13 protein-coding genes are annotated in these 13149 nt (G+C 60.0%); 12 read left to right on the top strand and 1 reads right to left on the bottom strand.

Features of this window, described 5'->3' with window-relative positions; all coding sequences use genetic code 11:
* Nucleotides 1-41: 41 nt before the first annotated feature.
* Nucleotides 42-1709 carry a formate--tetrahydrofolate ligase gene (locus tag ACLI1Q_RS06560; RefSeq protein ID WP_411696928.1) on the top strand — a complete coding sequence of 556 codons (1668 nt, stop codon included), beginning with the start codon at nucleotides 42-44 and terminating at the stop codon, nucleotides 1707-1709.
* Between the two features lie 6 nt (nucleotides 1710-1715).
* Here ACLI1Q_RS06560 and ACLI1Q_RS06555 read toward each other — a convergent pair whose 3' ends face one another.
* Nucleotides 1716-2549: a RecB family exonuclease gene (locus tag ACLI1Q_RS06555; protein ID WP_284849610.1), complete on the bottom strand. Its 834-nt coding sequence runs from the start codon at nucleotides 2547-2549 to the stop codon at nucleotides 1716-1718.
* A 46-nt stretch (nucleotides 2550-2595) separates the two neighbouring features.
* Between ACLI1Q_RS06555 and ACLI1Q_RS06550 the strand changes: the two genes are divergently transcribed.
* From ACLI1Q_RS06550 to tatC, 11 genes are all read left to right on the top strand, one after another.
* Nucleotides 2596-3849: a M18 family aminopeptidase gene (locus ACLI1Q_RS06550; RefSeq protein WP_284849609.1), complete on the top strand. Its 1254-nt coding sequence runs from the start codon at nucleotides 2596-2598 to the stop codon at nucleotides 3847-3849.
* Between the two features lie 28 nt (nucleotides 3850-3877).
* Entirely contained in the window at nucleotides 3878-4714 is an 837-nt protein-coding gene (locus tag ACLI1Q_RS06545; RefSeq protein WP_284849608.1) for a tRNA (adenine-N1)-methyltransferase, read from the top strand.
* Nucleotides 4715-4796: 82 nt separating this feature from the next.
* Complete coding sequence (gene arc, locus ACLI1Q_RS06540; protein WP_349819810.1) at nucleotides 4797-6377, top strand: proteasome ATPase; 1581 nt, start codon at nucleotides 4797-4799, stop codon at nucleotides 6375-6377.
* A complete protein-coding gene (gene dop / locus ACLI1Q_RS06535) occupies nucleotides 6362-7906 on the top strand; it encodes a depupylase/deamidase Dop (RefSeq protein ID WP_284849606.1) in 1545 nt (514 codons plus the stop codon). Before arc ends, dop begins: the two co-directional genes overlap by 16 nt.
* Before the next feature lie 31 nt (nucleotides 7907-7937).
* Nucleotides 7938-8129 carry a ubiquitin-like protein Pup gene (locus ACLI1Q_RS06530; protein ID WP_284637330.1) on the top strand — a complete coding sequence of 64 codons (192 nt, stop codon included), beginning with the start codon at nucleotides 7938-7940 and terminating at the stop codon, nucleotides 8127-8129.
* 38 nt (nucleotides 8130-8167) lie between these two features.
* Complete coding sequence (gene pafA / locus ACLI1Q_RS06525) at nucleotides 8168-9547, top strand: Pup--protein ligase (protein ID WP_284849629.1); 1380 nt, start codon at nucleotides 8168-8170, stop codon at nucleotides 9545-9547.
* 35 nt (nucleotides 9548-9582) lie between these two features.
* Complete coding sequence (locus tag ACLI1Q_RS06520) at nucleotides 9583-10569, top strand: helix-turn-helix transcriptional regulator (protein WP_298695230.1); 987 nt, start codon at nucleotides 9583-9585, stop codon at nucleotides 10567-10569.
* A gap of 3 nt (nucleotides 10570-10572) precedes the next feature.
* Nucleotides 10573-11082 (top strand): hypothetical protein, encoded by a 510-nt coding sequence (locus ACLI1Q_RS06515; protein ID WP_411696927.1) that lies wholly within the window; start codon nucleotides 10573-10575, stop codon nucleotides 11080-11082.
* Nucleotides 11057-11527 (top strand): helix-turn-helix transcriptional regulator, encoded by a 471-nt coding sequence (locus ACLI1Q_RS06510; protein WP_411696926.1) that lies wholly within the window; start codon nucleotides 11057-11059, stop codon nucleotides 11525-11527. The genes ACLI1Q_RS06515 and ACLI1Q_RS06510 overlap by 26 nt, the downstream gene beginning before the upstream one ends.
* Before the next feature lie 114 nt (nucleotides 11528-11641).
* Nucleotides 11642-11911 carry a Sec-independent protein translocase subunit TatA gene (tatA, locus tag ACLI1Q_RS06505; RefSeq protein ID WP_005279210.1) on the top strand — a complete coding sequence of 90 codons (270 nt, stop codon included), beginning with the start codon at nucleotides 11642-11644 and terminating at the stop codon, nucleotides 11909-11911.
* A gap of 127 nt (nucleotides 11912-12038) precedes the next feature.
* The gene (tatC, locus tag ACLI1Q_RS06500; protein WP_284849604.1) at nucleotides 12039-13148 is read left to right on the top strand and encodes a twin-arginine translocase subunit TatC; all 1110 of its coding nucleotides are present in this window, start codon (nucleotides 12039-12041) and stop codon (nucleotides 13146-13148) included.
* Nucleotide 13149 lies beyond the last annotated feature (1 nt).

Here is a 13149-nt window from a genome sequence, read left to right as displayed (position 1 = left end):
ATGCGACTTGGCTTATGCCAGAAATCGGTAGGGTAGGTGCTATGACTACGCAGCCATCCGATGTTGAAATCGCACAAGCCCATACCCTGCAGCCAATTGCGGAGATCGCAGCCAAAGCAGGTATCCCTGAAGATGCAGTAATTCCCTTTGGTTCCACGAAAGCCAAGGTGGATATCACCAAGGTAGACTACGCCAAAGACAAGCGCGGCAAGCTCGTGCTGGTGACAGGAGTCTCACCAACACCTGCCGGCGAAGGTAAATCCACGGTGCTTATCGGCTTGACCGATGCGCTGGACCAGATTGGGAAGAAGGCCATCGTAGCTCTGCGCGAGCCATCCCAGGGCCCAGTAATGGGCATCAAGGGCGGTGCCGCGGGCGGCGGCTACGCCCAGATTGTGCCGATGGAAGATATCAACCTGCACTTCACCAGTGACTTCCACGCCATTGCCGCGGCAACGAATACGCTCGCGGCCATCATCGACAATCACATTCACCAGGGCAATCAGCTGGGCATCGATCCGCGCCGCGTGACGTGGCAGCGCTGCGTCGACGTGAACGACCGCGCACTGCGCAATGTGGTCACCGGGCTCGGCGGCCCTGCGCACGGCGTGCCGGCAGAAACCGGCTTTACCATTACGGCCGCCTCTGAAATCATGGCCATTTTGTGCTTGGCGACGAGCCTCGATGACCTCAAGCAGCGCTTGGGCAATATCACCGTCGGCTTTACCTATGACCAGCGTCCAGTGACCGCGCGCGAGCTCGATGCGGAAGGCGCGCTGACCGCGCTGATGCGCGATGCCTTGAACCCGAACCTCGTGCAAACTCTCGGCGGGGTTCCCGCACTCGTCCACGGTGGCCCCTTCGCCAATATCGCGCACGGCTGCAATTCCTTGCTGGCGACCCAGACCGCGCTGCAGTTCGGCGATATCGTGCTGTCCGAAGCCGGCTTCGGTGCGGATCTTGGCGGCGAGAAGTTTATGGATATCAAGTCCCGCTTTGGTGACCTGGACGTGGCCGGCGCGGTGGTCGTGGCGACGATTCGCTCGCAGAAGTACAACGGGGGCGTTGCCAAGGACAAGCTCACCGAGGAAAACCTTGAGGCGCTCCAGAAGGGCATCGTCAACCTTGAGCGCCACGTAGAAAACCTGCGCAAGTTTGGAATTAAGCCCGTCGTCGCGCTGAACCTCTTCTGGTCTGATACGGAGGCAGAGCGCCAGCTCATGCGCGATTGGGCTAAGGACTTCGGCGTGGCCCTGGAAGAGGCCAACGTCTGGGCCGAAGGCGGCGCGGGAGCGACGAAGCTGGCCGAGACCCTGTTGGAGAACCTCGAGGGCGGCGCGCAGCAGCTCTACGATCCAGAAGAAGGCATCGAGGCCTCCATCGAGACCATCGCCCGCGAGATCTACCGCGCAGACCGCGTGGAATACGGCTCCAAGGCTGTGAAGGACTTGCAGTACATCAAGGACAATGGCTGGGATAAACTGCCCGTAGTCATTTCCAAGACGCAGTATTCCTTCTCCGATGAAGCAACGGCATTGGGTGCCCCGGAAGGACACACACTGCACGTGCGCGAGCTGCTGCCGCGCACCGGTTCCGGGTTCATCGTGGTGCTGACCGGCAACGTGATGACCATGCCGGGTCTGCCTAAGAAGCCGGCGGCCAATAATATCGACGTCGCCGCCGATGGCACGGTATCCGGACTGTTCTAAAAGGATTTAATCCGCCGCGGAGCCCGGCCACCCCGGGTACTCCGGTGGCGTGCCGCCAAATTCGGGGCAGATCGCCTGATGCGCGCACCAATCACAGAGCTTGGAGCGCTTCGGGCGAAAATCCCCGGCGCGCCCATCGGCCTCAATCTTGGCCCACAGCTGGCCTAGATCGCGCTCGAAGTATTCGAGTTCTTCCTGGGTGGGGGCTAAAAACATCGAGTCCAGCACCTTTAAATACATCAGCCGCAGCTGGTGGGGGATGGTGCCCAGCAGGCGCCAGTACACCAAGGCGTAAAAGCGCATCTGGAATTGGGCGCTCTGGGAAAACCGCGGTGCTGGCTTCTTTCCCGTCTTATAATCCACGACGCGCACCTCGCCGGTGGGGGCGCGGTCCACGCGGTCAATAAACCCGCGCACGGGCACGCCGTTGGGCAGGACCGTATTGACATACATCTCGGTTTCTTGGCAGTCGAAGCCCTGCGGGTTCTCCATCTGGAAATAGCCCTTGAGCAGCTCACGGGCGGCGACGAAGAAGTCATACGTTTCTTCTTCGGGCACGAGCTCGAGCAGTTCAGCGTCCTTTTCTGTCATCGCGGCCCAGCTTGGTTTAATCATCTTTACCGCTGCCGGGTAGGTGCGCTCTTCGCGCGGAAGCTTATGCGTTTCTTCTAAAACCGCGTGGACCAGGGTTCCCTTAACTTGGGCGATGGTCTTGGGCTCGGGAATCTTGTCGATGGCCCGGAAACGGTAGAGCAGCGGGCACTGCTGGTAGTCGGAGGCGCGCGAAGGCGACAGGGCAAGGGGACGGGGGCGGGAGTGAGGAGTAGATGGAGTAGCCATGGTGTATCTAGCCTATCGCCGATAGTTTCGTGGCAAGCTAGAAGGTATGAGTTATACCGATAAGTTCCTTGATTTCTTGGCGGCCTCGCCGTCGTCGTACCACGCCGCGCATGAGGTAGCGCGCCAGCTGCAAGAATCTGACTTCCAGGTTCAGGATGAGCGCGAGGACTGGTCGGCCGCACCGGGCGGGCACGTCATGGTGCGCGGCGGCGCGGTTGCCGCGTGGTACGTGCCGGAAGGTGCCGATAAGAACTCCGGTTTCCGCATCGTTGGCTCACATACTGATTCGCCGGGGCTGGCGCTCAAACCCACGCCCGATTTTTCCGCTGCGGGCTGGCAGCAGGTAGCGGTGGAAATCTACGGCGGCGCCTTGCTGCACACGTGGTTCGATCGCGAACTGACCGTCGCCGGCCAAGTGGTGACCACGGATGGGCGCCAGCACCTCGTGAATACGGGCCCGGTCCTGCGACTTCCTTCGCTGGCCATTCACTTGTACCGCAAGGATGAGTTTAAGCCGGACCGCCAAAAGCACATGCAGCCGGTGTTGACGGTTGGCGATGAAGAGGCGTCGATCCTGCAGGTGGTGGGGGAGCAGGCGGGCATCGCCAAGCAGGATATTGCTTCCTTCAACCTGATTACCGCCGATGCCGCCCGGGGTGCCGTCTTTGGTGCGGGCGAAAAGTTTATCGCGGCTGGCCGCATGGATAACCTATCTTCGGTGCACGCCTCGCTGGAGGCCATGCAGCGTGCGGCGCAGGACTATGACGGCTCCGATATTTTGGTCATGATGGCCTTTGACCATGAGGAAGTGGGCTCGAGCTCCCGCTATGGTGCCGCCGGGCCGATCCTGCAGGATGTGCTGACCCGCACCGCCCGCGCTCTGGGGGCCAATGAGGAAGAGCGTTTCCAGATGTTCGCGCGTTCTAGCTGCGTGTCTGCCGATGCCGCGCACTCGGTGCACCCCAATTACGCGGATAAGCACGATCCCACCCACCAGCCGATCATTGGGCAGGGCCCAGTGACCAAGATCAACGGTAACCAGCGCTACGCCTCCGATGCACAGACGATTGCGCTGTGGGAGACCGCGTGTGCCAAGGCTGGGGTTCCGGTGCAGCGTTTCGTGGGCAATAACGATGTGCCGTGCGGCTCGACCATCGGCCCGATTACCGCAACGCGGTTGGGCATCGACACCGTCGACGTGGGCGTGCCGATGCTTTCCATGCACTCCGCGCGCGAGATGGTGGGCGAGCAGGACCAAATATGGCTCTCGCGGGCTCTTGAGGCATACTTGAAGGGTTAGTACCCACAACCTCGAGGAGTTTTGCGGCATGGCTTATTCTGGCCCCTTTTCCTATGGCGACCGCGTGCAGCTGACGGACGCCAAGCGGCGCCACTACACGGTCATTTTGAAAGAAGGAGGCCAGTTCCATTCCCATAAAGGCATAATCAATCACGATGACATCGTGGGGATGGATGAAGGTTCCGTCATCGAGTCCACTTTGGGCTCGTCCTTCCTGCTCTTCCGCCACCTCATGGTGGATCACGTCCTCTCGATGCCGCGCGGTGCTGCCGTCATTTACCCCAAGGACGCCGCGCAGATCTTGGTCGAGGGCGATATCTTTATGGGCGCCCGCGTGCTGGAGGCCGGTGCGGGCTCCGGCGCCTTGTCGATGTCCCTCCTGCGCGCCGTGGGCCCCGAAGGCCACGTCTATTCCTATGAAATCCGCGAGGATCACCTGGAGTACGCGGTCGAAAACGTCGAGGAATACTTTGGTAGCCGCCCCGAGTGGTGGTCGCCGCGCCTAGGCGATCTCGGTGATGTCACCGCTGAGGACCTCGGTGGTCCCGTCGACCGCATCATCTTGGACATGCTGGAGCCTTGGGAGAACCTGGAGACCGTACGCGATCTGCTGATCCCCGGCGGCGTATTCATGACCTATGTGGCAACCGTTCCACAGCTGATGAAGGTCATGGAGGGCATCCGCGAGCTGCAATGCTTTACCGAGCCGAAGGCGTGGGAATCCCTGGTGCGCGAGTGGAAGGTAGAAGGCCTAGCCACCCGCCCCGAGCACCGCATGAACGCGCATACCGCATTCCTAATTTGGACCAGGCGGCTTGCCGATGGCGTCACCCCGCCGCGCCCCCAGCGCCGCGCCCGCAAATAAGGTGCACAGTTTTAAGCACACGGGTGTAATTAATTACTAAAGTGGCCTCGCCCATAGCTGCTCGCGCGTTAAAGTGGTGTGCATGGATGAAGCCACGGATAAAAAGCGGCAACTCAGCCAGCTTGCTGCGCGCAACCAAAAGCTGGTGGAGTTATTACAGAAATCGCGCGCCGAGCTCGAGCAGTTATTCGCTGAGGTCAATGCGCTTGCAGAGCCTGCCTCTACCTACGGTGTCTTTTTGGCCTACTCACCGCACCAAAGCGAGGTAGGCACCACGGCGGAGGTTTATACCAACGGCCGCGTCATGCAGCTCAAGGTCTCTCCCAACGTGGAGCCGGGAAGCCTGCAGGTGGGCCAACAGGTGCGGTTGGGAGATGGCTTCGTGGTCGTCGAAGGCTGCGCCCCCACGAGCACTGGCGAGCTTGCCACCGTGGTCGAGCGCTTGGACCAGCGCCGAGCCGTCGTGGCTAATTCCGCGGGGGATAACCGCGTCGTCCTCCTCGCACAGGCGCTGCAAGAAAACGTGCGCGCGGGCGAGGTGGTCCTGCTAGATACCAAGGCTTCCGTGGCCGTAGAAAAGGTGGATCAAGCAGAGGTATCCCAGCTTTCGCTGGAGGAAGTACCCGATGTGCGCTACGAGGACATCGGCGGCTTAGACGAGCAGATTTCTCAGATCCGCGATTCCGTCGAACTGCCCTTTATCCACCCCGATCTCTACCGGCAATACGGCCTGCAACCGCCCAAGGGCGTATTGCTTTATGGCCCGCCCGGCTGCGGAAAGACGCTCATTGCCAAGGCCGTCGCTAACTCCTTGTCTACCCAAATGGGGGGAAACGGATCCAGCTACTTCCTCAATATTAAGGGCCCTGAGCTGCTGAATAAGTACGTCGGCGAAACCGAACGCCGCATTCGGCTTATCTTTGAGCGCGCCCGCGAGCTCGCCCAGGCCAGCGCGGATCGCCCCGTGGTCATCTTCTTTGATGAGATGGAATCTATTTTCCGCACCCGCGGATCCGGGGTTTCGTCCGATATGGAAACCACCGTCGTTCCCCAGCTGCTGACGGAACTCGACGGCGTGGAGCGCCTCAGCAATGTGGTCATCATCGGCGCCACCAACAGGGAAGAGCTCATTGACCCCGCCATTATGCGCCCGGGCAGGCTGGATATGAAGGTGCGCATCAATCGCCCCACTAAGCGCGGCGCGCGCGAGATCTTCGCCCGCCACTTCGATCCGTCCATTCCACACGAGGGCGATATCGACGAGCTCATCGGCGATGCCGTGGATGAGCTCTATAGCGATAGGCCCTTTGCGCAGCTGCACTTTAGCAATGGGCAGCGCCAGGTCCTGCACTATCGCGATTTCGTCTCCGGCGCGATGATCGCCAATATCTTGGCCAGGGCTAAGAAGCTAGCCATCAAGGAGGCTTTATCGCACTACGGTGCGCCGCGCGCCGCGGAGGAAGGCGATGGGGGCGTTAAAGGGGGCATCGGCAAGCAGCACCTGCGCACCGCCATCGCCGCTGAGCAGGAGGAATCAGAATATATGCCCACCTCAACCAACCCCGAGGAATGGAGCAAGATCGTTTCCGCGGATCACGGCGGATCGCGTGTGACCAGTGTGGAACTTTTGAGTGGAAGGAGCTGTACGTGGCCCGTGTGCTAGGAACGGAAACGGAATACGGTATTTCTACGCCGGATTCGCCGGAGCATTCCCCAATCATTACCTCGACCCATGCGGTGGTGGCTTATGCCGCGCTGTATACGGGCGCGCGTTCGCGCTGGGATTTTGCGGAAGAGCACCCCTTGCGGGATTCGCGCGGTTTCGATCTCAAGCGCTACGATACGGTTCCCGTGGTTGACCCCAATGCGGTTGGTGTGGCCAATGTTGTCACCCCGAGCGGGGCGCGGTTCTATGTGGACCATGCCCACCCCGAGTACTCGGCGCCGGAATGCACGAATGCCTGGGACGCGACGCTTTATGATGCCGCCGGCGATCACACGTTGCTGCAGGCCCGGGATGCCGTCGCTGAGCTGACGGAACAGGGACAGTCCGTCTTGGCGGACCGGCAGCCGTGCCCGCCGCTGCGGTTGTACAAGAATAACGTCGATGGCAAGGGCGCCAGCTACGGTTCGCATGAAAATTATCAGTACGCCCGCAGCACCGATTTTTCGGTCATGGCCCATGCGCTCATCCCCTTCTTCGTGGCCCGGCAGGTCGTCATCGGTGCTGGGCGCATGGGGCGCGGTGAGTTTGGGGAGGAACCGGGGTTCCAGATTTCCCAGCGCGCGGACTATATCGAGCAGGAAATTTCCCTGGAAACCACCCTCAACCGCGGCATTATCAATACCCGCGACGAGCCCCATGCCATCCACGATGACTTCGGCCGCCTGCACGTCATTATCGGCGATGCGAATATGTCGCAGACCTCGACGCTGTTGAAATTGGGCATGACCTCGCTGGTGCTCGATGCCATCGAGGCCGGCACGGACTTTAGCGATCTGCGCCTAGCTGATGCCGTCGCGGAGGTGCCCCTGGTAAGCCGCGACCTCGAATTGCGCCACCGGCTCACGCTTGCCGATGGCCGCGAGCTCACCGCCCTCGAGCTGCTCGCCGAATACCGCCGCCGCCTGCAGCCAGAGACTTCCGCCGACCACAAGGTGCTGGCGGCCTGGGACGAGGCAGTAGAGCTGCTTGCCGATGACCCCCTCAAGGCCTCCCACCTCCTAGATTGGGTGGCCAAGTACCGGTTGATCAAAAGCTACCTGGACCGCGGCATCGACCCAGATGATCCCAAGCTGCGCCTTATTGACTTGCAATATGCGGAAATCGATCCGGAGAAGTCGCTGCACCATGCACTGGTGCGCAAGGGCCAGATGCGCCAGCTCTTTAGCGCCGAGGACCTGCGCCGGGCCGCGGCCGAACCGCCCGCCGATACGCGGGCATATTTCCGCGGGCGCATAACGCAGAAATTCGGCGAAGATATCATCGCTGCCAGCTGGCAAAGCCTCACCCTGCGCCGTGGTGATAAGGACGGACACGCCCGAATCGGAGTCTGGGCCACCGTGGCCATGGATGATGCCCGCGGGCTCACCCGCGCGGACTGCGAAGACATCATCGATGGCGCAAGCAGCGTAGAAGAGTTGCTCGAAGGCCTTGCTGCCATCGGTATCCAGCCCGAGTATCGTAAGTAATGATCACCTAATACGACGAAAGGATGACATCGTGTCCAATTCGAATCGCCAGGTCACTAGCAATAACGGGGGAAATGACCCCGAGTCAGAGGAAGAATTTACCGCAACCCAGCTCAATATCAACACCTCCGGCACTGATGATCTCCTAGATGAGATCGATGGCCTGCTGGAAAATAACGCGGAAGAATTCGTCCGCTCCTACGTCCAAAAGGGCGGACAGTAGGCGTGGAATCCACCCGTCCCGTTTTTGCTCGGCGCATCATGGGTATCGAAACCGAGTATGGCCTGTCCACGGCGACGCCGAAGAGCCAGCGGGCATTAAGCCCGGATGAGGTTGCGCGCGTGCTCTTCCGGCCGATCGTCGAAAAATACGCCTCGTCCAATATCTTCGCGACCAATGCCAGCCGCCTTTACCTCGACGTCGGCTCGCACCCAGAAGTAGCTACCGCCGAGTGCGATAGCCTTAGCCAGCTCATCGCCTATGAATGCGCCGGTGACCGCGTGATGAACCGCCTCGCGCTGCAAGCGGAAGATGCGTTGGCCGCAGAAGGAAACGAGCGGCCGGTCTACCTGTTTAAGAACAACGTGGATTCCGCCGGGCACTCCTTTGGCTGCCACGAAAATTACCTCATTAGCCGGCACATGGTGCTCAAAGATCTGGGCGTGGCGCTCTTGCCCTTCTTGATTACCCGCCAACTTATCTGTGGGGCGGGAATGGTGCAGCCTGCCAAGGGTGATCACCCTGCGCAATTCCTCTTATCACAGCGCGCCGATCAGGTACGGGAGGGCGTATCGTCCGCGACCACCCGCTCCCGGCCCATCATCAATACCCGCGATGAGCCGCACGGGGATTCCAAGCGCTTCCGCCGCATGCACATCATCGTGGGCGATTCCAATATGGCAGAGCCCACCATCGCTTTAAAGGTCGGCTCTACCCTGCTCATGCTGGAGATGCTGGAGGCGGGCTTCGAGCTTCCCGAACTCGAGATCGCAGATCCAATCCACCACATTCGATCCATCGCGCGCGATGTGACCGGCTCAACGCCACTGCCACTTGCCAGCGGCGGAACCATTACCGCCTTGGAGGTCCAGCAGCGGCTCTGCGCGCGGGCGCGCGATTGGCTCGCCCACCGCGAAGACGCCGGCACGCCCACGGCGGAATTAGAGCGCGTCGTTGACCTGTGGGAGCGCATTCTGCGCGCCATCGAGACCGGAGACTTTTCCGGAGTGAACCGCGAGATCGATTGGGTCATCAAGCTCGAGCTGCTTGAACGCTACCGCTCCCGTTTGGGTGGTGACTGGGCGCATCCGAAGCTGACGCAGGTCGATATGACCTATCACGATATCCGGGCCGGGCGAGGCTTATACGACGTCCTGCTGCGCCGCGGGATAGTTGAGCGCTGGATCGACGATGAGTCCATCGAGCGTGCGGTATCCGCCGCGCCGCCGACCACGCGCGCGGCTTTGCGCGGAAAGTTCCTAGCTGCGGCCGAAGAATGCGGCGCGCACGTGACCGTGGATTGGACGCGGCTGAAGGTTAACCGCCCAGAACCGCGCACCGAGGAACTGCTCGATCCCTTCGCGTCCACCGATCCGCGCGTTGAGGCATTGCTAGACTATATGCACGATAATCACGCCTAGGGCGTGCACATTGAGCACTGGGGAGAGTAAACAACGTGGTGGCATCACGATCCACGCCGAGCCGGCAGGATGCGGCGGTAGAAAGGCTCACCAACCTATCCTTTGCGCTGCAAGGAGCGGCGAATTCGGGTGGTTCACCGGACCGTTCCGCGGCCTGGATCCGCAGCCACGTCGCAGGCTATAACGATAAATCCGACGAGGCTTTTACCAAGGCACTTGCCCGCGATATCGCCACCTTGCAACGCGCCGGAGTCCCCATCGTGCACACCGGTAGGGAAGACGGCGCCTCGTACCGCCTCGACCAAAGCAATTACCAGCTCCCGCCGGTGGAATTTACACCGGAAGAAGCGATGGTGCTTGGCATCGCAGGGGGAGTGGGAACCCCTGGTGGATTGAGCGATTTCTCCCTGTCCGGGTGGACCAAGATCGCCGCCTCGGGCGCCTCCCGCAACTTGGAGGGCGCGCCCATCTATACCGCGGTCAATGACATCACCCGCCTTGCCCCCGAAGTCATCACCTTCGTCCTTGCCGCCGTGCGAAATAAAGTGCGCATCACCTTTTCCTATCGCCCCCACCCGGCAGCAGAGACCGTGCGCCGGACCATGGATCCTTGGGGAGTGGTCAACCACCAAAGCCGCATTTATATCGTTGGCTTCGATGTTGACCGCGCAGCCCCGCGCGTCTTCCGCGCTTTAAGGCTTTCCGATATCAAGCGGTCACACCAGCCGGCTGAGCACATCGAGGTGACGGTGGACATCGACAAGCTCGTCAAAGAGGCGCTACAGCGCGGCGAAAAGGTGGATGCGACCCTGTATATTCCTGAAGGTCAAGCCCAAGAGCTAGAAAGCGTGGGCACGCGCACCGCCGATGGCACCGTCGTGCTTACCGGGGTCCAGAAGGATTGGTTGGTGCGCACCGCAGCCGGCTATGCCCCAGAGGTAAAAGTGCTAGGTCCCCCCGAAGTGCGCACGGAAATCATTAACCTCCTGCGCGCAGCCGCCAACCACAACGGAGCTGAGTAAACCATGGCCGATGGATCTCATAAACTGCAAGCGCTCGTCCGGTCGCTCAACCTCATCCCGTATTTTCAAAACCATCCGGATAAAACCCCAATGGAGGCGGCCGCGGATTTGGGGATGGACCCAGGAGAGCTAAAAGATGCCGTGGACCGGCTGTTTTGCTCTGGGACCGGCCGCAATACCGAAGAGCTCATCGATCTCTCTTTCAGTTACCGCGATGGGGTCACCATCTACAATGACCAAGGTCTGGGACAAGCACTGCGGCTTACCCCAACCGAGGCCGGCGCGCTCTTGCTTACCCTAGAATCCCTCGAGGCTATGCCGGGGCTGTTGGATGCGCGGGCGATTAAGTCGGCCGCGGAAAAATTGCGCTCCATTATGGATGAGCGCACGCTGAGCATCTATGACACGTTATCGACGGTGGACCCGCAAGAATCCGATATCCAGGCAACCTTAAACCGCGGGCTCAATCGAAAAACGGCGCATCCGGATGCGCTATTGGAGTGCTTCATCTAATAAGGAAACCGAGCGCCTGGTTGATCCGGCCCGGATCTTCATCGTGGATGCCGAGCCTTATCTCGCGGCGTGGGAGGAAGATAAGCAGGGGCATAGGACCTTCCGCATCGACCGCATCAAGCATGCCGAACTGACGGAGGAAACCGCTCATCCGCGCCTCAAGGAGCTGGATTTCGACGCTGCAGCACCCTTTAATTTAGGTACGGCGGATTCCGTGGAATTAATCATTCATGAAGAATTCACTTGGCTTGCAGAATACTACGATATGCAACTAAGCAAACGCCTAAAAAACGGCACTGTAGCTGCAACGATGCAGGTAGGATCGGTGGATTGGCTGGTTCGTTTTGCCCTCGGGCAGGCCGATAGGTTACGCGTTATAGCCCCTCAATCTATTGTGAATCTCATTGCGGAACGCGGAAATGCTGCGTTAAAGGGCTATACTTAAAATTCAGTTACTGCACGCACATGCGTCTTATAATTGCCCCGCGAATATTCCCCGCGAAGGGAGCGCCCGCGGCGGCTACCCGGCGCAAGCAAAGAAGAACCGAAAGAGGATCTTATGACCTTAGGACCATTGGAAATCGGCCTGATTGTTCTCGTCATCATCTTGCTATTTGGCGCGAAGAAATTGCCCGATCTTGCTCGTTCCATGGGCCGCTCGATGCGCATTTTCAAATCTGAGGTCAATGAAATGCAATCGGAGGACTCCAAGCGTTCCGAGGCGCAAGCTCAATTGAGCCAGAAGCGCCAGCAGTCCGATGAAGAGTTCTGGAACCGCCCAGATATGCAACCTGGCCACCAGCAGGGAAACTCTTCCTCTCAGAATTAACGCCCCCTGCCTGCTAGAAACGCGAACACGCTCTGCTTATGTACTCGCCAGCCGTGCCGGCGCGCGGCATCCAGATACCGGGTGAGCAGGGTAGTGTTCGCTCTTGTGCGTTGAAAGAGCCAAATTGATGTCCTCACAGTCCCACCCTGCCGGCGAACCAGGAACCCGCGTGCGCCGCAAGCGGCGAGGTTTTTCACGCAAGCCCAAGAATCCAACGGGCGAGATGACCTTAGTGCAGCACCTGCAAGAGCTGCGGCGAAGGATCATTATTTCGCTGCTTGCCTTGGTTATCGGCGCGATCATCGGTTTCATTTGGTATCAGCAGGCGCCCTTCCGGATTCCGCCGCTGGGAGAAATTCTGCGCGAGCCTTATTGCTCATTGCCGGAAGATAAGCGGGCCAATTTCAATAACGATGGCGAATGCCGCTTGCTTGCCACCAGTCCCTTTGAGATGCTCATTTTGCGCCTGAAGGTCGCCACCTTGGCCGGCACGGTGCTTTCATCCCCAGTCTGGCTCTACCAAGTGTGGGCATTCATCGTCCCAGGCCTGCATAAGAATGAGCGTCGCTATACCTTAAGCTTCGTCGCTGTGGCCGTCTTCCTGTTCTTGGTGGGCGCCATCTTGGCCTACTTCATCTTGTCCGTGGGCCTAGAATTCCTCATCGGCATCGGCGCCGAGTATCAAACAGCAGCATTAACCGGTGAGCGATACTTCTACTTCCTCTTGGCGCTCTTGCTCATCTTCGGCATCAGTTTCGAGATTCCACTGTTGATCGTCTCCCTCAACCTCATTGGCGTCTTGGAATATAACCACGTCAAGGACAAGCGCCGCATCATCATCGTCGCCGTGATGATCTTCGCCGCCTTCGTGACTCCGGGCCAAGATCCCTTCACGATGGTGGTCTTGTCCGCCTGCCTCTTGTTGCTTATTGAGATTGCATTCCAATTCTGCCGCGTTCACGATAAGCGCCAGAACCGGGAGCGCCCTGCGTGGATGGATCTCGATGATGAATCCGCGTCAGCGCTTGATGAGGGTCCCACGGGCGTGGGCGGGCCCGCGCCCGTCGATGCCCCCTCGGGCGTGTATGCCTCGCCAAAGCCCGCGGCACCTAGCGCGTCAGCGCAGACTGTCCGCGCGGAAAAGCGGGCATCGGATAGCACTTCGCAGCAGGCTGGGGATCGCAAGGGGCCGCAGCGGCCTACCGATGAAGGCGGCTTTTTCGACGATGTGCTTTAAG

The sequence above is a fragment of the Corynebacterium limaceinasi genome (assembly GCF_046717465.1).
Lineage (GTDB): Bacteria > Actinomycetota > Actinomycetes > Mycobacteriales > Mycobacteriaceae > Corynebacterium.
This window is presented reverse-complemented; position numbering and strand designations above follow the sequence as displayed.